The sequence below is a fragment of the Longispora sp. NPDC051575 genome, assembly GCF_040681875.1.
Classification (GTDB): domain Bacteria; phylum Actinomycetota; class Actinomycetes; order Mycobacteriales; family Micromonosporaceae; genus Longispora.
This window is the reverse complement of the sequence record NZ_JBFAZP010000002.1, coordinates 171,379-194,934: the sequence shown is the minus strand read 5'-3', so window position 1 is coordinate 194,934 and position 23,556 is coordinate 171,379. Positions and strand designations below refer to the sequence as shown.

Below are 23,556 nucleotides of genomic sequence, written 5' to 3'. Positions count from 1 at the left end.
CGATCTCCGGTTGGCTCAAGGCAACCGCGCAACCCCTCTGCGCGGTACCCCTCACCTGAAGGAGCTTTTCCATGAGACGTCGACCCGGGTTACCGGTCGCGGCGGCGGGCCTCGCGCTCGCCGTCGTCGCGGGAACGGCGGTGGCACTGTCCGTGTCCGCCACCGCGACCCCGCGAACGCCCGACCCGTCAGCGCGCGCCCTCGCTGCCGCCGACCTGGCGGCGCAGTCGGGCCTGGACGCCCTGGCCCAGGGCCCGGGCGAGAGCCTGCGCCGGGTGCACGCCTTCGCCGGCGAGCGCGGCCTGCACTACGCGGCCTACGAACGCACCTACAAGGGCCTGCCCGTGATCGGCGGCGACGCCGTGGTCACCACGGACGGCGACGGGAAGGTGCGCGGCATCGAGGCCGCGCACACCGCCCGGATCACCGTCGGCCTGGAGCCCACGGTGTCGGCGGCCACGGCGGCGGCCACGGCCCGCGCCCTGCTGCCCACGGTCACCGACGCGAGCGCCCCGACCCTGGCCGTCCTGGCCGGGGACAACCCGAGACTGGTCTGGCAGACCCTGGTCACCGGCCGCACCGCGACCGCGCCCAGCAAGCTGCACGTCTACGTCGACGCCCGCACCGGCGCGGTGGCCGACAAGACCGACGACGTGAAGGCCGACACCGCCACCACGTACTACGTCGGCTCCGTCACCATCGACACCTCCGGCTCGGGCACCACCCGCACGCTGTCCGACCCGGGCCGCCCGGGCCTGCTCTGCGGTCCGAACTCGACCAAGCAGGCGTACACCAACACGTCCACGACCTGGGGCAACGGCTCCGGCACCGACCTGAAGACGGCGTGTACCGACGCCTACTACTCGGTCGAGCAGGAGTGGAACATGCTCCGCGACTGGCTGGGCCGCAACGGGATCAACGGCTCCGGCCGGGCGTTCCCGCTGTACGTGGGCCTGTCCGACGTGAACGCGTACTGGGACGGCAGCGCCGGTACGTTCGGCCATAACCAGGCCAACAACCGGCAGGCGACGAACATCGACGTCGTGGGCCACGAGATGGGCCACGCGATCTTCCAGTACTCCGGCTCGGGCAACCCGACCTCCAACGAGGCCGGCGGCATGAACGAGTCCACCGGTGACATCTTCGGCGCGCTCACCGAGGCGTACGCGAACAACCCGAACGACCCGCCGGACTACGACGTCGGCGAGGAGATCGACCTCGTCGGCCAGGGCCCGATCCGCAAGATGTACAACCCGTCGCTGGTCAACAACGACCCGAACTGCTACCCGCAGCTGAGCGGCAACACCGAGGTGCACGCGGCCGCCGGTCCGCAGAACCACTGGTTCTACCTGCTCGCCGAGGGTTCGGCCCCCGGCGGCGGCAAGCCGGCCAGCCCGATCTGCTCCGGCGGCGCGGCCATGACCGGGATCGGCATCCAGAAGGCCGGCAAGATCTTCCACGCCGGCCTGCAGACGAAGACGAGCAGCTGGAACCACCCGGCCGCGCGCAAGGCCACCCTGCTGGCGGCGAAGAACCTCTACGCGCCGTCCTGTGTGGAGTTCAACGCGACCAAGGCGGCCTGGCTGGGCGCGGGCGTCCCGGCCCAGTCCGGCGAGGCGACCTGCACGGCCACCTCGAACGACTTCTCGATCTCGCTGAGCCCGGCGTCCGGCGGCACCATGCCGGGCAACGCGGTCACCACCACGGTCGGCACGACCACCACGGCCGGCAGCGCGCAGACGGTCAACCTGACCGCCTCGGGCCTGCCGAGCGGGGCGACCGCGAGCTTCAACCCGGCCTCGGTGCAGTCCGGCGCGTCGTCGACCCTGACGATCACGACCTCGACGGGTACGCCGGCCGGCGCCCACACCATCACGGTCACCGGCACCGGAGCCGTGACCCACACGGCCACGTACCAGCTGACCGTCGGCACCACGAACCCGAACCCGACCGCGCCGGACATCGACGTGGCCAAGGTCCAGGCCCACCTGACCCAGCTCAACACGATCGCCTCGCAGAACGGCGGCAACCGGCGGGCCGGCTCGGCGGGCTACACCGGTTCCGTGTCCTACATCAAGGCCAAGCTCCAGGCCGCCGGATACACGGTGTCCGAGCAGAGCTGCACCAGCTGCACCTACGTCTCCAACAACCTGATCGCCGACTGGCCCGGTGGCGACACCAACAACACGGTCATGTTCGGCGCGCACCTCGACAGCGTCTCTGCCGGCCCGGGGATCAACGACAACGGCTCCGGCTCGGCGTCGATCCTGGAGGTGGCGCTCGCCCTGGCCGCCCAGAACCCGACCATGACCAAGCACGTCCGGTTCGGCTGGTGGACCGACGAGGAGCAGGGCCTCAACGGCTCCAAGCACTACGTCAACTCGCTGTCGGCCACCCAGCGCTCCGCCATCAAGGGCTACTACAACTTCGACATGATCGGGTCGAAGAACGGCGGGTACTTCATCAACAACCTGAACTCGGCGACCTCGGTGCCGATGAAGGAGTACTGGACCTCGCTGAACCTGCAGCCCGAGGAGAACGTCGAGGGCCAGGGCCGCTCCGACGACTACTCGTTCCAGCAGGGCGGCATCCCCACCTCCGGCTACGCGGCCGGCGCCAGCGCGGTCAAGACCGCCGCCCAGGTGACCAAGTGGGGCGGCACCCGCGCCGCGTACGACGCCTGCTACCACGCGGCGTGTGACACCACGAGCAACATCAGCGCGACGGTACTGGACCGCAGCGCGGACGGCATCGCGTACACCCTGTGGAAGCTCGCGGTCGGGGCCTCGCAGAGCAACGACTTCTCGATCTCGGTGAGCCCGACCTCGGGCAACACCCAGCCGGGCGGTTCGGTGTCGGCGACGGTCTACACGTCCACGATCTCCGGCAGCGCCCAGACGGTGAACCTGACCGCCTCGGGCCTGCCCAGCGGGGCCACGGCGAGCTTCAACCCCTCGTCGGTGAACTCCGGCGGCTCGTCGAGCCTGACGATCACCACCACGGCGGGTACGCCGTCCGGCAGCTACCCGGTCACCGTCACCGGTACCGGCAGCGTCTCGCACAGCACCAGCTTCACCCTGTCGGTGGGCACCGTCGCCAACGACTTCTCGGTCGCGCTCAGCCCGACCTCCGGCAGCGTGCAGGCCGGCGGTTCGGCGAGCTCGACGGTGTCCACGGCCACCACGTCCGGCAGCGCGCAGACGGTGAACCTGACCGCCTCGGGCCTGCCGAGCGGGGCCACGGCGAGCTTCAACCCCTCGTCGGTGAACTCCGGGGAGTCGTCGAGCCTGACGATCGCCACGTCGGCCAGCACCCCGGCCGGCACCTACACCGTGAACGTCACGGGCACGGGCGGCAGCGCGACCCACTCGGCCGCGTACACCCTGACCGTGACCACCACCAACCCCGGTGGGCGGACCTTCACCAACGGCACCGACTACACGATCGCCGACAACCAGATCTTCAGCGCGGTGTCGTCCAACGCCACCGGGTCGGCGGCCTCGCCGGTAACGGTGTCGATCACGATCAACCACACCTGCGCCGAGGACCTGGGGATCAGCATCCTGGCCCCCAACGGCGTGTACTACCCGGTCAAGTACTCCGGAACCGGCGACTACTCCTGCACCGAGTTCGGCGGGACGCGCACCTACAGCGTGCCGGTCAGCTCGGCGGCGGCGGGCGTCTGGTACCTCCGGGTGACCGACTACGGGCCCGGTGACTACGGGGTGCTCGACACCTGGTCGATCACCGTATAGCTCCTGAGGGGAGAGGCCGTCCCCGGTCCGGTTCGCCGGTCCGGGGGCGGTCCCCGTTGGTGGTGGCCCCGTCTCGTGCCCGTGCGTGCCGTCGTCCCCGTGAGTCCCCGTGCGTGCTGCCGTCCCCGTGCGTGCTTCCGCGCCCGGTCAGGCGGCTTCGGCGACCCGCAGGTGGGCGGTCCAGGCGCACGGTCGCGCCGGGTCGGGTTCCCAGCCGCCCTCGACCATGAGGCCCTCGCAGCACCTCAGGTCCCGGGTGGCCTCCGCGAGTGGCGCGGGATGGTCGAGATCCCAGTGCAGCGGGTACCGGTGGGTCTCCCCGTCGCGCTCGACTGTCAGGGTGACGCCGGCCTCATCAAGGTCGACACGTGCCGTGGTCTGTGCGCTCATGGCGTTTCTCCTCTGCCCCTGATTCGAGGCTAGGCCCCCGGACGGATGGGATCTGTCGACACGCGGACAGGCATGTTGTCGATCCTGCGTCGTTCCGGGGACCGGTTCCGGCGCGCCCGGCAGCGGGTACGCCGGGCGGCGGGGTCAGGCGGCGGGACCCTCGGCCAGGGTGTGCGCGACGAGGGCGTTGGCGTGCCCGTGGCCCAGGCCGTGCTCGGCCTTGAGCCACGCGACCAGCTCCGAGTGCTTCGTCAGCGGCGAGGCCCGGATGAGGTCCTTCCATTCCGCGACCGGTCGGCCGTACTTCTTCTCGATCGACGGGAAATAGCTGGCCGGACCCTTCACTACGTCACTCATGCCCACAAGTATGCCACCGGGGTACGGCGTCACGTGGTCCCGCGACGGCGGCGCACCGCCCCGAGCAGTCGGCGCCCCAGCAGCCAGAGCAGCGTGCCGTGGAACGCCGCCAGCACGGCCAGGCCCACCACCCCGTCGGCCAGGTCCGCCCAGTGCGGCCCCGACACGCCCCGGGCGACGTCGCCGCCCGCCACCACCAGGAGCCTGACCAGCACCGGGACCGAGACCACCACGAACGCGCCGACCGTGAGTACGGCGCCGACGGCCATGAAGGGCGCGTACCCGGAGACGAAGCGGCGCTCCCGGGGCGGCAACCCCGGGCGGGGGTCGGGACCGCGCCGGACCCAGAACCGCAACAGCCGGCCGGCGTCGCCGTACAGGTTCCGGCAGCCGCTCACGTCCTGGACCAGGAAGTACCCGTCGGTCCGCAGGAACAGCGCCCACTGGAGCAGCGCGCCCAGCCCGATGGTCAGCACCACCGCCCGCAGGCACGTCGCGACCGTCCCGTCGGCGGCGAACCCGAGGCTCCCGAACAGGCACCCCGCCGCCACCAGCAGATCCGTCGCCGTCCCCGCCAGGTAGACCAGCACCCGCCGCCGCCGGGGCAACGCCCACGCCCCCGTGACATCGGTCTGCGCGACCAGGACCGTCAGCCGGGTGGACAACGTGACCGTGCCCGGCACCCCGAAGGCGCGGGCCACCGCCAGGTGCCCCAGCTCGTGCAGGGAGATCACCACCGAGGCGACCACGGCGTCGACCAGCAGCACCAGCGCCGCCGAGTCCGCCCACACCAGGTCCGCGAGCCCCGGCCTGCGCTCCGGCGACCGGACCAGCAGCACGACCGCCGCCAGCACCACCGCGCACCAGACCACGGCCGCCGGCCAGCGCACCAGCCAACGCAGATGCCCGGACCGCAGCCAGGGCAGCGAGGGCCGGGGCTGGACCACGGTCGCCCCCGGCCGCCCGTCGATCCGGGCCACGAACCCGATCCGGTCCAGGCTCGCCACGAACGCCGCGACGTCCACCTCCTCGCCGTGCCGGCGGTGCAGCTCGGCGTGCACCTCCGCCGTACTCCGGCCCGCCGACAACAGCTCGATCGTCTCCATCCCCAGATCGGGCAGCGCGACGAACGGACCGGCGGGGGCCCGCCCGACGATCCATCCGTCCGCCTCCCGGTGCGCCGTCAACTCGACGAACGTCACCGTCATCGCGGCCCGCCGCAGTCCGGGCAGTCGGGCCGGTGCGCCACCGGCACCGTGAACGCGTGCCCCAGCCGGACCGTGTTCCAGACCACGGGCTCACCCACGGGCGGCGGGGACACCCCGGTGAGCTGCGCCAACGCGATGTGCGCCGCGAACTGGCCGGTCAGGTTGGCGGTGGCCGCGGTGACCATGTGCATCAGCGGACCCGGCCCGGCGGTGGACTCGCCCTCGTAGTGGCTGCTCAGCCGCAGGCACCGCCAACAGGGGCCCGCGCCCGGCACGTACAGGGTCAGGCACACGTGCGGGCCGTCGTAACCCCCGTTCACCCAGGGGGTACCGGTGGCCAGCGCCGCCCGGTTGCACCAGTTGTCGATCTGGTCCGGGGTGTCCGCCCCGAGCACCACGAGGTCCACCTCGGCGAACAGCGCGCGGACGCCCTCCTCGGAGTCCACGGCCACCTGCCGGGCCTCGATCGGGCAGTCCGGCCGCAGCAGCCCGATCCGCGCGGCGGCGGCGTGCACCTTCGGTTTGCCGATGTCCTCGGGCAGGTACAGCAGTTGGCGGTTCAGGTTCGAGGACTCCACCACGTCGTTGTCGATCAGGGTCAGCCGCCCGATCCCCGACGCCGCCAGGCTGTACGCGCACGCGGCGCCGACCCCGCCGACCCCCAGCACGGCGACGTGCGCGGCACCGATCAGGTCCTGGACGTCCCACGGCGAGGAGCGCGGGGCGCGGTCGATGTAGCTGTAGTAGGCCACCGAGCGCGAGTACCGTTCCCGGCGCTCCGGGTCGACGTCGGCGGCCACCGCGCCGTCCTCGAAGTAGCCCGTGGCCACCAGGCCCCCGATGGCCGCCGTCAGCGCGTCCACGCTGTGCTGCGGAAACTCCCGGTGCACGTGTTCGGCGACCTGCTCGGGCGGTCGTACCCCGTCCATGGCCGTGATCAGTGACCACAGCACCCCGTCGGCGTCGGTGATCTCCGAGGCCACTCCGAAGGCCGCGCCGCCGATCCGGATCGCGCCGGAGGCGGTCCGGAAGGGAGTGTGGACCCGCTTCACCCTGGGCGCCCGCATGGTCGCACCCTTCTGTGTACGGAGGGGAGGTTTTGGGAGGATCCGGATCGGTGTCCGGAAGGAGCGTGTGGGGGCATCCCCGGGGGATGCCCCCAACCCGTCACTACCTCGGCAGCGGCCGCTCGTAGGTCGGGGACGTCGTCTCGAGCTTGTCCAGTTCGCGGATCTCGATGATGATCACGTGTTGTGCACCTCCCCTCCACAATCGTCGGACCAGGTGGGGAAGACGGTGACACTGGACACTGGACGGAACCAGGACGAAACCTGGTCGGCGCCGGACGGCTGGAGATGCGATGGAGTTCCGGATTCTCGGTCCGCTCGAGGTCCACGCGGGGGGTCGGGCGGGTGATTGGCCTGGTGGGGGGTCGGCTGGGCCGGGTGGTGGGTGGACGGTGTCCGGTGGAGGGCCGAGCGAGGTGGGTGGGTCTGGCCCTGGGCCGTTGCCGCTCAGGCAGGGTGGTTCCCAGTCGCTGGGGCCGGGTGGCGGGCCTGGCTTTGGGTCTCTGCCGCTCGGGCCGGGCGGCGGGCCCGGCCCTGGGCCCCTGCCGCTCGGGCCGCCGCGGACCCGCGCGGTGCTCGGCGTCCTGCTGATCCGCCCGGGGGAGATCGTCAGCGTCGGCCAGTTCGTGGACGAGCTGTGGCCCGACCAGCCGCCCGCCGAGGCCCGGTCGCTCGTGCACGGCTACCTGAGCCGCCTGCGCCGGGCCCTGCGCGCGGCCCCGGACGGTGCCGCCCGGCTGGTCACCCGCAAACCCGGCTACCTGCTGCACGTCGGCGACGGAGAACTGGACCTGCACGGATTCGAGGACCTGCTCGGCCGGGCCCGGTCCGCCCGGTCCGCCGGCGCCCTGGACGAGTCCCTGCGGTACTACCGGCGGGCACACGCGCTCTGGCGGGGCACGCCCTTCGCCGACGCGCCGGCCACCCCCGGGATCGACGCGGCGGTCACCCGGCTGGCGGAGCTGCGGCTCGGCAGCGCGGAGGAGGAGTTCGCGGTCCGGCTGGCGGTGGGGGAGGGCGCCGAACTGGTCGCGGCGCTGACCGAACGGGTCGACGCGTACCCGCTGCGGGAACGGCCCGTCGGGCAGTTGATGCTCGCGCTGCACCGGGCCGGGCGGACCGCCGAGGCCCTGGAGGTGTACCGGCGGGCCGTCGCGCGGTTGGCGGGGGAACTGGGGATCGACCCCGGGCCGGAGTTGCGGCAGGTGGAGGTGGCGATCCTGCGGGGCGAGGTGGAGACGCCTGGTCGGGGTGCGGGGGACGGGGGCGCGTTGGGGCGGGGGAGCGGGGAGGCCGTTCTGGGGCGTCCGGGTGGTGGAGGGGCGCCCGGTACCCGTCGTGAAGGGTTGGATGTCGGGTGGTCCGGGGGCGGTCATGACGAGGGGGCGCGGGTCGGGTGGTCCGGGGCCGGGTCTGGGGCCCGGGCTGGGGCCGGGGCCCGGGCCGGGTCTGGGGCTGGGGGCGAGCCCGGGCCTGTGCTTGGGGCCGATTCTGTTTTCGGGTCTGGTTGTGCGGGGTCAGAAGAGGGGACCGTTCGGGACGGGTGGTCCAGGTCTGACTCTGGGTCTGGGTCTGGTCGTGCGGGGCTGGAGGAGGGGGCCGGTCGCGACGGGTGGCTGGACGGGCAGGCTCGTGCCGGGCGGGACGGGTCGCAGGTCGGGACCTCCGCATCCGGTCCTGTGGGGTCGGAGCGGGCCCGGGACGTCCGCGACGGGGCCGCACCGGGCCCGGGATCTGCCCCGACGGAGACCGGATCCGGCCCGGCCGACCGCGCGCCGGGCCCCGGCGGGACCTCGTGGCCGGGCGAGCGGCCGGCGCAGCTGCCCACCGACCTGGCCACGTTCACCGGCCGGTCCGCCGAACTGGCGCACCTGCTCGCCCCGGCGGATCCCGGCGCGGCGGGGGTGACGGTCGTGGCCGTCGACGGGATGGCCGGGGTCGGCAAGACCGCCCTGGCCGTGCGCGCCGCCCACCGGGTCGCCGGCAGGTTCCCGGACGGCCAGCTCTTCCTCGACCTGCACGGCTTCACCGACGGCATCGAGGCCGTCCCGCCCGGCGACGCGCTGGACCGGATGCTGCGGGCCCTGGGCGTACCCGGCGACCGCATCCCACCGGAGACGGAGGACCGGGCCAGCCTGTTCCGCAGCGCGGTCGCCGGTCGGCGGATGCTGCTCCTGCTGGACAACGCGGCGACCGAGGGCCAGGTCCGGCCGTTGCTGCCGGCCACCCCCGGCTGTCTGGTACTCATCACCAGCCGGCACCGGCTGACCGGTCTGGACGCCGCCCTGCCGCTGTCGCTCGACCTGCTGCCGCCGTCCGACGCGTTCGCGTTGTTCGTGCGGATCGCCGGGCCGGCCGCCGCCGCCGACCCGGCCGGCACCGCCGAGATCGTCGAGCTGTGCGGTCGGCTCCCGCTGGCGATCCGGATCGCCGCCGCCCGGCTGCGGTCCCGGTCCGGCTGGCGGCCGGCCCACCTCGCCGACCGGCTGCGCGACCACCAGCACCGGCTGGACCAGCTCGTCGCCGGACACCGCAGCGTCGGTGGCGCGTTCGAGCTGTCCTACCAGCAGCTCGACCCCGACCAGCGCCGGATGTTCCGGCTGCTCGGCCTGCATCCGGGACCCGACACGGACGCCCCGGCCGCCGCCGCGCTCACCGGGCTCGGGGTGCCCCGGGCCGACCGGCTCCTGGAGGACCTGACCGACGCGCACCTGCTCGAACAGCCCGCCAGCGGCCGCTACCGGTTCCACGACCTTCTTCGGGGGTACGCCGCCCGCGCGGTCGCCGACGAGGAACCGCCCGAGGCTCGCCGCGCCGCCCTGATCCGCCTGTTCGACTACTACGTGGACACCGCGGCCGGCGCCGCGACCCTCGTGTACCCGCACGACGGCGACCTGTGCCTGTGCCGGACCACCACCCCGCCCACCCGGCCGCGCGGCGTGAGCACGGCACCCCAGGCGGCGGCGTGGCTGGAGACCGAGCGGCAGAACCTGCTCGCCGTCGCCGCCCAGGCCGCCGGGATCGGTTTGCCGGCCTACCCGAACCGGTTGTCCGACGTCCTCGCCCGCAACCTGCGCAGCCGGGGGACGTTCGCCGACACCCTCAGCCTGCACAACCAGGCTCTGGCGGCGGCCAGCCAGATGGGGGACCAGCGGGGTGAGGGGCACGCCTGGTCCCGCCTCGGCGACCTGTACAAGGAGGTCGACCGGTACGACGACGCCCTCGACGCCTACCGTCGGGCACTCGAACTCTCCGGCGGGGCCCGCGACCGGGGCTGCGAGGGGCACGCCCTGGCCGGACTGGGCATCCTGCACCTGCTCACCGGCCGCTCACAGGAGGCGATCGGCTACTTCGGCCGCTCCCTCGTCATCGCGCGCGAGATCGGCGACCGCAACGGCGAGCGCCGCGGACTCGTCGGCCTCGGCATCCTCGACAAGCTGCTCGGCCGCCCCGAGGCCGCCCTGGAACACCTGGGCACGGCGGTACGGATCGCCGCCGAGATCGGTGACCTCCCCGGCGAGGCCCACGCGTCGGTCTCCCTGGCGGAGCTGCACCGCCAACTCGGCCGCCCCGACCGAGCCGTCGAGTACCTGCACCGGGCGCTCGACCTGGTCAGGGAGTCCGGGGACCGGGCCGGTGAGGCGCACGCGTCGGTCTCCCTGGCCGCCTCGTACCGCCAGCTCGGCCTGCCCGACCAGGCCATCGGCCCCCTGCGCCGGGCGTTGGCCATCGCGGACCAGATCGGCGACCGGCAGGCCGAACAGGGCGCACTGGCGGCCCTCGGCGAGGCCCAGTTGCTGCTCGGCCGGCACGACGAGGCCCTGGACGCCCAGAGCCGGGCGCTGGTCATCGCGCGCGAGATCGGGGACCGCAACGGCGAACTCGCGGCGCTGAACGGACTCGGCCGGACCCGCCGGGCCACCGTCCGCCCCGACCTCGCGGTGCGCGACCACACCGAGGCCCTGGCCCTCGCCCTCGAACTCGGCCAGCCGCACGACCAGGCCGGCGCCCTCGACGGCCGGGCGGCCGCACACCTCGACCTGGGCCGGCCCGACCTGGCCGGGGCGGACTGGCGCCGGGCACTGGAACTGTTCGAAGCGGTGGACGCCCCGGAAGCGGAGCGGATCCGGGAGGCTCTGGCTGCTCTGACGTGAGGCGGGAGTTTGCCGCGTGTGGCGCGGGCTGAGCGGATCCGGGAGCCTCAGGCTGCCTTGACGTGAGGCGGGAGTTTGCCGCGTGTGGAGCCTCTGGCCGCCCCGACCTGAGGCGGGAGTTCTCCGCGATGGGTGTGCCTCGTGCATAGGGCGACGGGTGTGGTTCGTGTCCAGGATGGATGTGAGGTGGAAGACGAAGTCTGTGGTGCCGGGGAGGCCGGAGTCGACCGCGCACAAGCGGTTCGGCCCCTGGGCGGTCAATCGGAGTCGTCGGAGTCCCAGTACCCGCAGCGCCGACAGCGGTTGTTGTAGTCCGTGGACTCCGGGTCGTGCCGCTGGAACGTGGAGATGTCGCAGTTGCCGCAGTCGACGCAGATCTCGACGACGTCACAGGCCTCGACCCTTCTCCATGTCGCGATCCGGCTGCGGTCCTCGCCGTCCAGGTCGACGCCGAGGACCCGTCTGAGACGGTGGTCTGTCGTGCGGCGTTCGTCGCCACAGCGGCGGCAGACAGCGATCCGAACGCACGTCGTGTCTTTCCCGCCGGCTGGGCCGTGGTCATGGATCAACCTGGTGGACGTCAGACGGCTACAGGCCGCGCACCGCCACTCATACCGGCACGGGTCCGTCGCGGACCCGGGGTGGGCGTGCCGTCCCGCAGTCGGGTGCCGGCCTACCCGGCACAGCCACCGCCAGCCACGAGGCCAGGACGTGCGGCCAGCGCGCAGGCGTTCCAGTATCCATTCCACTGTCGTCCCGACGGCCGCCAGGAGGACTAGGCTGAGGAAGATCAGCAGACCCAGGTAGTCGAATACCCACTTCACTTCGTCCATTGTGCCCTCGAAGTCCGCTCCACGGTCGAAACGTCGCTGATCGGTCATCAGGGCTTGAATGGCAGCGCCAGCCCACCGCAGCGAGGACTGACCCCACCTTCAGCCCCTACCCCGCCTACCGCTGCTTCCAAGGTCGCGCGTCTCCGTGCTCTCGAATGGGCGGCGGTTGCGGCAGTGAGCGGCAAGAGACGGGCGACGGGCGGTCAGCGTGAGCAACGGGCAACGGCCGGTGAGCGGTAAGCAGTGAGCGGCGGGCAACGAGCGGTGACCGGTGAGCGGCGCGCAACGAGCGGTAGCCGGTGAGCGGTGAGTGACGCTGGGCGGCGGCTCAGCGCGAGCGGTTGTCAGCTGAGGGCGACGGGCGACGGCCCGGCGCGACCGACGGCGCGGGGCGACCGACGGCGCGGGGCGACCGACGGCGCGGCGGCCAAGCGCAACTGGCGGCTCAGCGCGAGCGGCGGCCCGGCGGCGGCGTCCACGCAGATGCCCGCCACCCGACGTGACCGGTGATCCAGAGCGAGCGGCCTCCAGCGGCGGCCAGCGGGCGATGACGGCCAACGGCGGGCACGTCCTCATGACACGAACGTGACCTCCGGGTACCTCGGTGACGGGCCGTCGAACAGATGCCCGTTCCGTTGGCGCAGGTGCAGGTCGAAGAATGCCCCGACGTAGGCGCGCGCCACGGCCACCGCGCGTCGGCCGTCGATCGGGCCGTACACCTCGGTGACCCGCTCGACCGGCACGTCCGCGAGCCGGGCCAGCGCAGGGCCCAGCAGCACGGTGTCGTGGAAGCTGAGATGCCGAGCCCCGGCCATTCGGATCTCGTGGTGCCAGCCGCGCAGGTTGTCGGCGAACGTCCCCCAGGCCGGGTCGTCCACCCTGGTGTGGTCCTCGGCCGCCACCAGCAGGAACGGCCGGTCGAGCCCCGCCGCCGCGTCCGCCCCGTACGGCGTGCCGTCCAGGTTGATCCCCGCGCTGATCCTCGGATCGTCATGCATCAGTTGGGCGGCGGTCGCCCCGCCGAGGGAATGGCCGAACATGCCGACCCCGGTCAGTCGGAACGCCCCCACCAGGCCACGGGGCAGGCACCTTCCTCCGGCGTCCGGATTGCCGCCCGTGTGGAGCACTGCCAACCGGTCCAGCACGAACCGGGCGTCGGCTGCCCGCACCTCCACCATCCGGCGCGCGAACACGGCCAGCTGCTCCGGATCCTGGATGTCGCGGAGCAGGGGAATGATCGTGTTGGGCTCGATCCGGCCATCGGGGAACTCCACAGCCATGGCGTCATGGGTGTGGTCGATGGCGGCGACCACATACCCCCGGCTGACCAGGTCCTCCACGATCGCGGCACTGGAGTTGCGCTGCGCGCCGAAGCCGGGGGAGAACAGCACCACCGGCCAGCCGCCGCGCCGGATCGCGACCGGGGCCCCCAGCCGGGCATGGGTCCGGACCGCGGCCAGGCCGGGCACCTCCCGGGGTGTGCCGCCCACGGTCTCGATGAGATCGCGCCCGACCGGTCCGGCCTCGGCGGGGGTCAGCCAGGGCGCCAGGAGCCGGTTGTCGGGGTGTTCGGTCGGATACCACAACTGGACCATCAGCTCCCTCCTTGTAGCGGGTGTCACCCACGGATCCGTCCGGTTCGGGTCGATGAGGTGCAGGGCCACGGTGCCGATCGGGTAGTCACCCGTCGTGGCGGGAAGAGCGAACGGTGCCGTGGTTCTGGCCGAGGCGGAGGGCCGGCCTGGGCCGGGGGCCTCCGACGGAGGGGTGGTGGAGGCGCCGGTCGTGGCGGAGGGTCGGGCGGCGGCCGGCGTGCCTGCCAGCAGTGTGAGGCCGGCGGTCGCCGCGACGGAGAGCACGAACCGGCGACGCGGCATCCGGCCGCGATCGCCTCCGCCCACGGGGGCGTGGTCAGTGAGAAGGTCGTCATTGCTTCGGATCATCGGGCGTCCCTCGGGTCGGGCGGATGTCACCCTGGACGCTATGTCCGGGACGGGCGGCCGGTCGTCGTCCTGAGGACCGACTGGACGGGCCCGCGACGCCCGAAGTCCTACCCAAGTAGGACGCCCCACGGAGGACGCGCCGTCGCGTGCCGGCCACTATCGTTGTCCGGGTGTGGCGAAGGTGGCACTACCTGCGGTTTCGGTCCTGGAGCTTCGACGTCGGCGTGGCGACGGGCGTCGCGCTTCTCGCGCTCCTGGAACAGGGGCTGACCTCTCCCGCCGTCGTCGGCGTCGGCCTGCTGATGGCGGTGGCGCTGCTCGGGCGCCGGAGTCAGCCCCTTGTCACGATGGCCGCCGTGTGCGTGCTCGCCCCGGCACACCTGCTCCTGCGGGACTCGGTGCGCTGGTTCGACGTCGCGGTGCTCATCGCCATGTACTCGGTCGTCAAGTACCGCCCGGAGCTGTCCTGGGGCCTGCTGGCCGGGGTGGCGGCAGGGGCGGGTGTCGTGGTGGCGGGGCTGGTCGAGGCGCGGCAGTCCGACAACTTCTGGACCATCGTCTGGGTGGTCGGCGCCACGACCCTCGCCGTCTGGATCACGGCCTACAGCATGCGGACCCGCCGGCTGTACGTGGCGACGCTGGAGGAACGGGCCGCCACCCTGGAGCGCGAGCGTGACCACCTCGCCCGGCTGGCCGCCGCCGACGAACGGGCCGTGATCGCCCGGGAACTGCACGACGTGGTGGCCCACAGCCTCAGCGTCATGATCGTGCAGGCCGACGCCGCCGGCTACCTGGTCGACCGCTCGTCGACCCGGGCACACGACGCGCTGGCGACGATCGCGTCCACCGGCCGTGACGCCCTGTACGACATGCGCCGGGTCGTCGCGGTACTGCGCGGTGCATCGACCGATCCCGACTCGGAAGCGGACGGGAACACGGACGGGGACTTGGGCTCCGAGGCTCGGCGCCAGCTCGGCCTGGCCGAACTCGACGGTCTGGTGGCCCGCACCACCTCGGCCGGTCTGCGGGTGACGAGGGAGACCATCGGTACGCCGGCGGGACTCAGCGCGGCGGAGGAGTTGACGGTGTACAGGATCGTGCAGGAGTCGCTGACGAACGCCTTGCGGCACGCTGGGCAGGATGCGGCGGTGACATTGCGGCTGGAGTACACGTCGGAGAGGTTTTCCATCGAGGTGAGTGACGACGGCGCGGGCCGGCCAGCGACCACCCGATCGGCGTCGGATGGTCGCCAACGGGCGTCTGGCGGTCACGGCCTGGTAGGGATCAGGGAGCGGGTGGCGGTGCACGGCGGTGAGTTGTCCATTGGTCCGGGCCCCGGTGGAGGGTGGCGGGTCGCGGCGACGATCCCCCGGGCCAAGGCAGCTGTCCGCCCAGATGATCAGGCCAGCTCCTCCTCCATCGGCCCCGCCGCCGACTCCGCCTCCAACACGTCCGCCTCCACCATCACCTCCACCGCCTCCACCGCCACCGCCTCCGCCGGCTCCATCTCCTCCACCAGAGCTGCCAGCTCCTCGATGTCCGGCAGCGCCTTGAGTTCCCCCAGTTCCTCCAATTCCGCCAGGTCCAGCAGCTCCCCTGTCGCTCGGCCGGGTGCTCCAGGTGGTCACGCCGCGCCACGAGTTCCCGACACGAACGGTGGCGGCGCGTGATCCGGCTGGTAGTGGTGGACGACCAGGAGCTGGTCCGGGCCGGTTTCCGGGTGATCCTGTCCGCCCAGGACGACATGGAGGTGGTCGGCGAGGCCGGCGACGGGGCCGAGGCGCTGCGGCTGCTGCGGGATGTCGTCGCCGATGTCGTGGTGATGGACATCCGGATGCCGGTCATGGACGGCGTGGCCGCCACCCGGGTGCTCTGTGCCCGACCGGAAGGTCCCCGGGTCCTGGTGCTCACCACCTTCGACACCGACGAGGACGCGTTCGCGGCGCTGCAGGCCGGCGCCAGCGGCTTCCTTCTCAAGAACGTGCCGTCGGCCGAGTTGCTCGCGGCGATCCGGATCGTGGCCAGCGGCGACGCGGTTGTCGCGCCCCGGATCACCCGACGCTTGCTGGAGCGCTTCGCCGGCCAGTTCGTCGCGGCTCCGTCCGACCCTGCGGCCTTCCCACCCGGATCAGGATCGGAAGGGGGGCCGGACGACACGGGCCCGGTGGCCGTGGCGACCATCGGGGCGACGGGAGCCGCGCGGCTGGCCGCGCTGACCGACCGCGAACGGCAGGTGCTCCTACTGGTGGCGGAAGGGATGTCCAACCTCGAAATCGGTGCGCGACTCTACGTGGCGGAGACGACAGTGAAGACGCACGTCGGAAGGATCCTGGCCAAGCTCCAGCTCCGGGACCGGGTCCAGGCGGTGGTGCTGGCCTACGAAACCGGCATGGTCAGACCCGAACCCTGACCGCGACGCTCGACAAACGCCCAGGTGCGCACCATGTTCGGCGCGCCCCCGGGGTCGACCTACGGACGAACAACCCAGCGAAGGCCGCTCAGAGGAGCAGTCCGACGCCGCGAGGGGGTGAGGTGTGGCTTGGCCTGCACGTTTCGCTGGACGGGCACCTGCGGCATCCGGTGCCCCCGAACGGACGACGCCGTCGCGTGTGCGACCTACCGCAGTCCCTGTGACCTGCGGCGCTCGCGGCGACCTACCGCGGTCGCTTTGACGCACCGAGGTCCCCGTGACCTGCGGCGGTCCCGACGTACCAAGGATCCCCATGACCTACTGCGGTCCGGAGGCCCGTAGCGGAACAACCCGGACAAGGCCGCCCTGCCATGCCGCGCCAAGCTGGGTGTGGTGCAGCGGGTACCCAGTTCCGCCGGTCGGACGACGCCACCGTCGAGTGCCATCAGCCGCGGCGGTGCTAGATCACGACGGGGGAGCGGGCCCCCGAAACCAGGCCACCCGCGCTAGGCTGCGCCCATGTTGAACGTGTTCAAAGGTCGGGCGTGGTTCGCCGCCCGCTGGACGCTCGTCGCGGTCCTCCTCGGCGGCTGCAGCCTGGCCTCGTGCTGCTGTTGCGGCTGGGTCGGACCATCCCCGGACGTGGTGGCCGCCGACGTCGTCGGCAACTGGGACGGCCCACACGGCGGCACGCTCACCATCAACGCCAATGGCACGTTCACCAGAACCGACGTCCTCGAGTGCGGCGACAACCGCAGAACCCCGGGATCGACCCGGATCAACGACTCCGGCACGTGGACCCTGGAGGGGCCCGAGAGCTTCGACCCCGAACAGGTCCTCACCCTGGAGACCGGACCGCCGCATCAGAACTTCCAGATCGTCGACGACGAACACCTCTACGCATTCATCGGCGACCCCGACGATTACGACATGTGCACGTACACCAAAGCCAAGAAGTGATCTGGGCCCACCCGATGGGGTGCGCCCGGGTTCGCGGGTCCAGCGCTGGTGGGTGTTGTCCGTGGGCTATGCCATGCGCTGGCTGTCGATGACCCATTGGCCGTTCACCTGCACGAGGCCGTACACGTGCCGCTCCTGGGAGGTCTCGCCGGACGAGGTCGTGTACGTGATCGTCGCCGACACCGCCCTCTCGTCCACAGCGGTCACCTCCGTGGCGGTCACCGACCGGATCTGGCCCCAGAATGCCTGGTAGTCGCCGTACGAGCGCGCGCGGTCCTGCTTGAACCGGTCCGACAGCCGGGCGTAGCCGGCCTGGGTGTCGCCCGGCATCAGCGCGTAGTAGTCCGCGATCGCCCGCGGCGGAGTGGTGGCCGCCCCTTCCGGGGCTCTGCCCGACGGGGAGGCGGACGGGGCGGAGGTGGCGCCGGTGGATGATCCGGGGGACGAGGGGCTGGTGGACCCGGCGAGCGTGGGCTTGCCGGCGGAGCTGAACCAGGTCGGCTGCGGCCCGGTGGCGCCGGGACTATCGCCCTTGTTGACGAGTACGGCCACGAGGCCGGCGGTGGCGAGTACCGCCACGATGGCCGCGACCAGCACATACCTTCGCCGGGAACGGGACGCCGTCTCCGATCCCGACGCCCCGGCCACAGCGGACGGCCGGGTCCGGGCCGAAGCCTGGGCGCCAGCCCTCGCCGCCTCCACCACGGCCGCGACCCGTGCCGCTTTCGCCGCCGCAGTCGTTGTGCCCGAAGCCGAAGCCGAAGCCGAAGCCGAAGCCGAAGCCGAAGCCCGGGTCGGGGCCGGGGTCGAACCCGGTGACGAAGTCGGTATGGACGTTGACTTTCGGATCGGCGCCGGAACGGAATCGACAATCGACTCCTGTTCCGCATGTTCGCTCACGACGGCCACCGAACTCCGTCCTGAAGCAGCATCATCGGCCGACCCGGACGCCGTGTCCTGCGAAGACGCCGCGTCAGACTCCGCATCTAGGTCCAGTGCCGATACCTGTGCCGGTGCCGAGTCTGAGGCAAGGGGCATCGCCGATCCCGTGTCCGAATCCACGTTCGAACCCCGGGACTGCGCCGGATCTGGATCGAGGGCCGAATCCGGGACCAGGGCCGGCCCCGGGGCCAAGGCGGAACCCGGAGTCACACCCTGAGCCAGGCTCGAGTCGGGACCTGCGCCACCGCCCGAGTCCCGACGCGGGTCCAAACGACGACCCGAACCCTGGCCCGAGTCCGTCTCCGAGTCCGTCTCCGGGTTCGTGTCAGAGTTCGAGCCAGAGTCTGAGTTCGAGTCTGAGGCTAGGTTCCCGGCCAACGCAGATTCCGAGCCCGTTACCCGTGCCGAGGTCGAAGCCGGGCTCACACCCGCCGCTGGACCTCGCCCAGGACCCGAACGCCGGTCGCCATCCGCATCGACACCCGATCCCGAAGCAAGGGTAGATGCCACACCTAGCCCGGATGCTGACGCAGAATCCGAGTCCGATTTCGGAACGGACCCAACGTACGAATCCACGTCCGAATCCGACCCCGACGGCACCTTCGCAGACGTGGCGGAACGACCTCCAGACCCAGGACCCGCAGGCGAAACCGACTCAGAAGCAGAAGCAGAAGCAGAACCCGAGCCAGATCCGGACCCAGCCTCCGGAGCCGAGTCCAGGATCGACCGCCCCCCAGGCCCGAGAGCAGAAATCAGCGTAGGCGCCAATCCACCCGGAGCCCCCTCAGCCCCCTCACCTCGCGCCACGCCACCACGAGCAACCCCACCCCGAGCCCCACCCAGCCCAACCCCACTCCCCAACCCCAGCCGACTCCCCCCAGCCAGCCCCCCCAACCTCTCAGCCACCTCCGCCATCCCGGGCCGAACCCCAGGATCCCGGTGCAACATCTCCAACAACACCGGCGTCAACACCCCACCCTGCACCGGCGGCCGCAACACACCCCCGGCCACCCGGTGCAGCAACGCGATCAGATTCGTGTCCGTCCCGAACGGCGGCACCCCCTCGACCGCGCTGTACAGCGTCGCCCCCAGCGAGAACACGTCCGACGGATGGTCGGCGTCCCCGCCGCGCGCGACCTCGGGCGCCAGATACGCGGGTGTCCCGGAGATGATGCTCGCGGCCGTGATGGTCGCGTCCCCGACGGCCCGCGAGATCCCGAAGTCCGTGATCTTCACGGTCCCGTGCGGCGTGACCAGCACGTTTCCCGGCTTGACGTCCCGGTGCACGATCCCGGCGGCGTGCGCGGCGGCGAGCGCGGAGGCCAACTGCCGGCCGATCCCGGCCACTTCGACGGGCGACAGGGGGCCGCGTTCGGCGAGGACCATGGTGAGGTTCTGCGAGGGCAGGTACTCCATGATGAGCCAGGGTTGGTCCGAGTCCTCGACGACGTCGAAGAGGGTGACGGCGTTGGGGTGGTGCAGCCGGGCGGCGATCCGGGCCTCCCGGATGGCGCGGCGCTTGGCCTCGGAGACGGCGATCGGGTCGCCGGCGCCGCGCAGGAGGAGTTCCTTGATCGCGACCACCCGGCCGAGGCGCAGGTCCTGGCCCCGCCAGACGACGCCCATCGCGCCGGCGGCGATGCGTTCGCCCAGGCTGTAGCGTCCGCCGACGATCCGGGTTCCCTCGACCACGCCACGCTCCACAACTCGTCGATTCCTACCCGGCCGGGTGTCGCGGGACACCTGTAGACGCGTCGGGCCGGGCCGCCGCGCGCGGTGCCGAGCCTACCCGGACCCCGCTCGCCGCCCGTTCGCCCAATGACGACAACCCCAAAAGATCAACACCCTTCGACGGGTACGCACAGTGGACGACGCCTCCGCCCACCTTGACCGAGCCCGCGAGCGAAGGCCAACCAGGAGTCCATGCGCGCGAACGCCGCGCACCCCGACAGCCGCGTACGCGCCACAGATCCGAAGCGGCCACCATCGAACCAGCTGCTCAGGCCGGCCACACACGCCCCTACCCCTCCGGAGCGGCCGCGATCGAGTCGCGCGTTCAGCACGACCAGGCACACGCTCCACAGACCCGGGCTGGCTGCCATCGGGCCGCTCGTTCAGCCGGCCGTGCATGCGCCACAGATTCGGGGCGGCTGCGATCGAGTCGCGCGTTCTGGGCGGCTGGGCACACGCGCCACAGATCCGGGGCGGCCGCGATCGCGTCACGCGTTCAGGACGGCCAGGCACACGCGCCACAGACCCGGAGCGGCTGCCATCGGGCCGCGTGTTCAAGGCGGCCGTGCACGTGCCACAGATCCGGGGCAGCCGTGATCGCGTCGCGTCTTCCGGACGGCCGCGCATGCGCTACAGATCCGGAGCGGCTGGCATCGGGCCACGCGTTCAGGCGGCCGCGCATGCGCTGCAGATTCGGGGCGGCTGCGATCGCGTCGCACGTTCAGGGCGGCCGGTCACATGCGCCGCAGGCCCGGGGCGGCTACTGTCGGGCCGCGCGTTCAGGATGGCCGCGCATGCGCCGTGGATCCCGGGGCAGCCGTGATCGTGTCCCACGTTCGGGACGGCCATGCGCGTGCCACGCGCCCAGAACAGCTGCGATCGCGCCGCACATCAGCCCACGTCCCGCCGCCCAGGTCGACGTCGATGACTGCCGGTGTGGTGGTGTCTCGCGATCGGCGGGTGCCGGTATCCGCGGCGAGGTTGGCGCGGCACCGGATCACCGAACGGCCGCGCACCCCGCCGCGCGCGATGCCTCGGCACCAGGGTCGCCGACAAGCCGGCACCGCGATCCGGCACCCCGCAGGCAGAACCCAACTGCATCCGGCCGCACCCGACCGGATCTCCGGCGCAGCTACGCCCGCAGCTCCATGTCCGGCCAGTACGCCCGCACCGAGTGCCCGTCCACCGCCTGTTCCACCTGCTCGACGGTCGGTTCGCCGGCCCCGTCGCGGGTCCACTCGACGTCCCAGATGTCCGTCTCGGCGCGCCAGGTCGCGCGGACCTCGATCCGGTACCAGGCCGCCAGTTCGGCGCAGAAGCCCCGGATCGCGGCGGCGCGCGCGGCGGGCAGTCGGGTCCACTCGGCCAGCGGCGACGGTACCCCGGGGCGGGCGGCCCGGACCTCGGCCCAGTCCACGCCGTACACGTCGAGGAGGGCGTCCACGTCGGCCGTGCGGTACAGCGGCACCGAGACCGTGGCGCCCTTGTTCCGGCCGGCGGCGGCCCGGCGGTGCGCGTGCGGGCTGAGCCAGCCGGCGGCCAGGCAGTAGTCGAGGTCGAGGCGGCGCACCCCGAGGTGCGCGGCGGCCTCGTCGAGGGTCAGCAGCCGGTCGGCGGCCAGTTCGGCGACGAGCGCCGGGTCGGCGGCGAGTTTCTCCAGGTCGGCCACCGCGTACCGGCCGCCCGGGCCCGCCGTGATGCCCCGCTCGGCCGTGAGCCGCTGGAAGTCCTCCTTGTTCCAGCCGAGCAGCTCCAGCGCCCCGCTCGCGGACTTGCTGACGGCCCGCCAGTTCTGCCGGCGTTCGACGATCTCCGCGATCTGGTCCTTGTCGACCCCGTCGAGGTCGTTGAGCCGGAAGATCGGATTCCCCTTGTACTGCCCCACGGGGACGAGCGCGCCGGCCGCGGCGAGGTCGTCGATGTCGCTGGGCTTGACCCGCAGGCCGGTGCGCTCGGAGAGCCGTTCGGCGGAGCGGTGGCTACCGAGCGGGGCGGTCGAGGCGCGGGGAGTTTCCTGTTCGGGCATCACCTACGGTATCCCGGGCCGCACACCGGGCTGCCGGCACCGCCCACCGCCGAGTCGCACGACACCCCCGGCCTGCCCGGCACCGCCCGCCCACCACTGAGCCGCGCGACACCACACCCACCCGGCACCGCCCCACGCACCCGCTAGGCCCTGCCAGCGTCGCCGACCGCCGAACCGGCCCCGCGCCGAAGCCCGCCGCCGGCCCCGGCGCACACCCCGGACGTCAGGACCGCCCGTGGCCGGTCCGGGGCCGACGCCGACGCTCGCACCGAGCACCGAGCACCGAGCACCGAGCACCGAGCACGAGGGCACCGAGCGCCGGGCATCGGGCACGGCACCGAGCACGGGGGCGCCGGGCATCGGGCATTAAGCGCCGAGCACCAGGCGCCGGGCGTCGGGCGCCGGGCATCAAGCACCGGGCACCGGGCGCCGGGCATCGGGCGCCGGAACCCGGACGGACCCTAGCTGGTCGTCGCCGCCGTAGACGCAGTCGTGGACGCGACGATGCCCGCCATGACCGCCGCCTGCACTTCCGCAATGGCCCTCCGAACGGCATCAGCCGCCCAAGCCCCCTCACCGATCTCCTTCATCCGGGCCCGGACCTGCCCACGCGGCAGATCCCCGAACACCTTCCTGTCGAACCCGACCGCGCCGACCAGGGCGCACAGCGCGGCGGTCCGGGCGGGGACCTCACCGGTGCCGGTGACGGCGGCCCGGATCCGCCGGAGCGCGTCGGCCTCGGCGGGGGACGGGGTGCCGTGCGCGTCCGGGTAGCGGGTCCGGGGGAAGACGAGCAGGACCTTGTCGTGGTGGGCGCGGAGGATCCCGGCCCCGACGAGCTGGTCGAGGACCGGCTGCCGGCCGGCCTTCCCGAGCAGGTTCACCCAGGCCTTGGGGGTGCGGGCCCGCTCCGTCGCGATCCGGGCGAGCGCGGCGTCGGTGGGGGAGTCGCCGACGGGGCGGGTGTCGCGGGCGATGACCTTGCGGCCCGAGACCTCGACGCGTTCGGCGAGCGCGAGTTCCAGGAGCAACGCCCCGCCCACGCCCGGGGTGAGGTGCGCGGAACCCAACCGGGAACCGCCCGACGCGTCGCGGGTGAGGAGGACGAGTTCGGCGGCGAGGGAGACAACGGTCATGTCCTCGAGATTACGTGTTGACATTCCAAGACGACCGGTCGTATGTTCTTCTCATGGCGCGACCGAGACTCAGTGACGGCACCCGTACGCGGCTGCTCGAGGCGGGTGCGGCCGCGTTCCTGGAGAACGGCTACCACGGCACCGGTATCAAACAGATCCTCGACGAGGTCCAGGTGCCCAAGGGCTCCTTCTACAACTACTTCGCCAGCAAGGAGGACCTGGGCGTCGCCGTCATCCGCTACTACCGCGACTGCACCGCCCGGAGCATGGCCGAGGCGATGGAGAACGCCCCCGCCCCGCTGGTCGGGCTGCGGACGTTCTTCGAGCGCCAGATGGCCGCGTTCGAGGAGGCGCGGTTCGCGGGGGGTTGCCTGCTGGCGAACCTGGCGGGCGAGCTCGACGGCAGCGACGCCTGTCGGGACGCGCTGGCGGTGGCGTTCCGCGCCTGGCGGGACGACGTGCGCGACGCGCTCGCCGCCGCCCAGCGCGACGGCACGGTCCGGGCGGACATCGACGCGACGGAGCTGGCGGACGTGCTGGTCGAGTCGTGGGAGGGCGCGGTGATCCGGATGAAGATCGACCGTTCGCTCGAACCGCTCGACCGCTGCCTACGGCATCAGCTCGACGGCTACTTCCGGCCGTGA

General features: G+C 72.4%; 15 protein-coding genes and 1 pseudogene. 6 read left to right on the top strand and 10 right to left on the bottom strand.

Features of this window, described 5'->3' with window-relative positions; translation table 11 throughout:
- Window positions 1–71 precede the first annotated feature (71 nt).
- Window positions 72–3,755 carry a M28 family peptidase gene (locus tag AB0M43_RS04735; protein WP_363721199.1) on the top strand — a complete coding sequence of 1,228 codons (3,684 nt, stop codon included), beginning with the start codon at window positions 72–74 and terminating at the stop codon, window positions 3,753–3,755.
- Between the two features lie 147 nt (window positions 3,756–3,902).
- On the opposite strand, the gene AB0M43_RS04730 is transcribed toward AB0M43_RS04735, so the two are convergent.
- The 4 genes from AB0M43_RS04730 to AB0M43_RS04715 all read right to left on the bottom strand — a co-directional run bounded on the left by AB0M43_RS04730 (window position 3,903) and on the right by AB0M43_RS04715 (window position 6,777).
- On the bottom strand, window positions 3,903–4,145 hold the full coding sequence (locus tag AB0M43_RS04730; protein WP_363721198.1) for a hypothetical protein: 243 nt from the start codon (window positions 4,143–4,145) through the stop codon (window positions 3,903–3,905).
- A 144-nt stretch (window positions 4,146–4,289) separates the two neighbouring features.
- On the bottom strand, window positions 4,290–4,502 hold the full coding sequence (locus tag AB0M43_RS04725) for a DUF4287 domain-containing protein (protein ID WP_363721197.1): 213 nt from the start codon (window positions 4,500–4,502) through the stop codon (window positions 4,290–4,292).
- 29 nt (window positions 4,503–4,531) lie between these two features.
- Window positions 4,532–5,710 carry a M50 family metallopeptidase gene (locus AB0M43_RS04720; RefSeq protein ID WP_363721196.1) on the bottom strand — a complete coding sequence of 393 codons (1,179 nt, stop codon included), beginning with the start codon at window positions 5,708–5,710 and terminating at the stop codon, window positions 4,532–4,534.
- Window positions 5,707–6,777: a ThiF family adenylyltransferase gene (locus tag AB0M43_RS04715; RefSeq protein WP_363721195.1), complete on the bottom strand. Its 1,071-nt coding sequence runs from the start codon at window positions 6,775–6,777 to the stop codon at window positions 5,707–5,709. Before AB0M43_RS04715 ends, AB0M43_RS04720 begins: the two co-directional genes overlap by 4 nt.
- A 293-nt stretch (window positions 6,778–7,070) precedes the next feature.
- Here AB0M43_RS04715 and AB0M43_RS04710 point away from each other — a divergent pair, with 293 nt between their 5' ends.
- Window positions 7,071–10,931, top strand: a complete 3,861-nt coding sequence (locus AB0M43_RS04710; protein WP_363721194.1) for a tetratricopeptide repeat protein — start codon at window positions 7,071–7,073, stop codon at window positions 10,929–10,931.
- Window positions 10,932–11,188: 257 nt separating this feature from the next.
- Here AB0M43_RS04710 and AB0M43_RS04705 read toward each other — a convergent pair whose 3' ends face one another.
- Together AB0M43_RS04705 and AB0M43_RS04700 are read right to left on the bottom strand one after the other, a co-directional pair.
- Window positions 11,189–11,812: a hypothetical protein gene (locus tag AB0M43_RS04705; RefSeq protein WP_363721193.1), complete on the bottom strand. Its 624-nt coding sequence runs from the start codon at window positions 11,810–11,812 to the stop codon at window positions 11,189–11,191.
- Between the two features lie 524 nt (window positions 11,813–12,336).
- Entirely contained in the window at window positions 12,337–13,707 is a 1,371-nt protein-coding gene (locus AB0M43_RS04700; RefSeq protein WP_363721192.1) for a hydrolase, read from the bottom strand.
- Window positions 13,708–13,877: 170 nt separating this feature from the next.
- On the opposite strand from AB0M43_RS04700, the gene AB0M43_RS04695 reads away from it, so the two are divergent.
- The 3 genes from AB0M43_RS04695 to AB0M43_RS04685 all read left to right on the top strand — a co-directional run bounded on the left by AB0M43_RS04695 (window position 13,878) and on the right by AB0M43_RS04685 (window position 17,077).
- Window positions 13,878–15,377, top strand: a complete 1,500-nt coding sequence (locus AB0M43_RS04695) for a sensor histidine kinase (RefSeq protein ID WP_363721191.1) — start codon at window positions 13,878–13,880, stop codon at window positions 15,375–15,377.
- Complete coding sequence (locus AB0M43_RS04690; RefSeq protein ID WP_363721189.1) at window positions 15,374–16,117, top strand: response regulator transcription factor; 744 nt, start codon at window positions 15,374–15,376, stop codon at window positions 16,115–16,117. Before AB0M43_RS04695 ends, AB0M43_RS04690 begins: the two co-directional genes overlap by 4 nt.
- Window positions 16,118–16,636: 519 nt before the next feature.
- Window positions 16,637–17,077: a hypothetical protein gene (locus AB0M43_RS04685; RefSeq protein WP_363721188.1), complete on the top strand. Its 441-nt coding sequence runs from the start codon at window positions 16,637–16,639 to the stop codon at window positions 17,075–17,077.
- Window positions 17,078–17,143: 66 nt separating this feature from the next.
- On the opposite strand, the gene AB0M43_RS04680 is transcribed toward AB0M43_RS04685, so the two are convergent.
- The 4 genes and pseudogenes from AB0M43_RS04680 to AB0M43_RS04665 all read right to left on the bottom strand — a co-directional run bounded on the left by AB0M43_RS04680 (window position 17,144) and on the right by AB0M43_RS04665 (window position 22,912).
- Window positions 17,144–17,674 carry a hypothetical protein gene (locus AB0M43_RS04680; RefSeq protein ID WP_363722076.1) on the bottom strand — a complete coding sequence of 177 codons (531 nt, stop codon included), beginning with the start codon at window positions 17,672–17,674 and terminating at the stop codon, window positions 17,144–17,146.
- Between the two features lie 1,296 nt (window positions 17,675–18,970).
- Window positions 18,971–19,645 (bottom strand): annotated as a pseudogene (locus AB0M43_RS04675) (serine/threonine-protein kinase); the annotation flags it as partial.
- Window positions 19,646–20,882: 1,237 nt separating this feature from the next.
- On the bottom strand, window positions 20,883–21,776 hold the full coding sequence (locus AB0M43_RS04670; protein WP_363721186.1) for a hypothetical protein: 894 nt from the start codon (window positions 21,774–21,776) through the stop codon (window positions 20,883–20,885).
- A 461-nt stretch (window positions 21,777–22,237) separates the two neighbouring features.
- Complete coding sequence (locus AB0M43_RS04665; RefSeq protein WP_363721184.1) at window positions 22,238–22,912, bottom strand: GPP34 family phosphoprotein; 675 nt, start codon at window positions 22,910–22,912, stop codon at window positions 22,238–22,240.
- A gap of 53 nt (window positions 22,913–22,965) precedes the next feature.
- Here AB0M43_RS04665 and AB0M43_RS04660 point away from each other — a divergent pair, with 53 nt between their 5' ends.
- Entirely contained in the window at window positions 22,966–23,556 is a 591-nt protein-coding gene (locus tag AB0M43_RS04660; RefSeq protein WP_363721183.1) for a TetR family transcriptional regulator C-terminal domain-containing protein, read from the top strand.

Coding starts and splice junctions, on each gene's coding strand:
- AB0M43_RS04735 (WP_363721199.1), top strand. CDS start 72: ATGAGACGTCGACCCGGGTTACCGGTCGCGGCGGCGGGCCTCGCGCTC.
- AB0M43_RS04730 (WP_363721198.1), bottom strand. CDS start 4,145: ATGAGCGCACAGACCACGGCACGTGTCGACCTTGATGAGGCCGGCGTC.
- AB0M43_RS04725 (WP_363721197.1), bottom strand. CDS start 4,502: ATGAGTGACGTAGTGAAGGGTCCGGCCAGCTATTTCCCGTCGATCGAG.
- AB0M43_RS04720 (WP_363721196.1), bottom strand. CDS start 5,710: ATGACGGTGACGTTCGTCGAGTTGACGGCGCACCGGGAGGCGGACGGA.
- AB0M43_RS04715 (WP_363721195.1), bottom strand. CDS start 6,777: ATGCGGGCGCCCAGGGTGAAGCGGGTCCACACTCCCTTCCGGACCGCC.
- AB0M43_RS04710 (WP_363721194.1), top strand. CDS start 7,071: ATGGAGTTCCGGATTCTCGGTCCGCTCGAGGTCCACGCGGGGGGTCGG.
- AB0M43_RS04705 (WP_363721193.1), bottom strand. CDS start 11,812: ATGACCGATCAGCGACGTTTCGACCGTGGAGCGGACTTCGAGGGCACA.
- AB0M43_RS04700 (WP_363721192.1), bottom strand. CDS start 13,707: ATGATCCGAAGCAATGACGACCTTCTCACTGACCACGCCCCCGTGGGC.
- AB0M43_RS04685 (WP_363721188.1), top strand. CDS start 16,637: ATGTTGAACGTGTTCAAAGGTCGGGCGTGGTTCGCCGCCCGCTGGACG.
- AB0M43_RS04670 (WP_363721186.1), bottom strand. CDS start 21,776: ATGCCCGAACAGGAAACTCCCCGCGCCTCGACCGCCCCGCTCGGTAGC.
- AB0M43_RS04665 (WP_363721184.1), bottom strand. CDS start 22,912: ATGACCGTTGTCTCCCTCGCCGCCGAACTCGTCCTCCTCACCCGCGAC.
- AB0M43_RS04660 (WP_363721183.1), top strand. CDS start 22,966: ATGGCGCGACCGAGACTCAGTGACGGCACCCGTACGCGGCTGCTCGAG.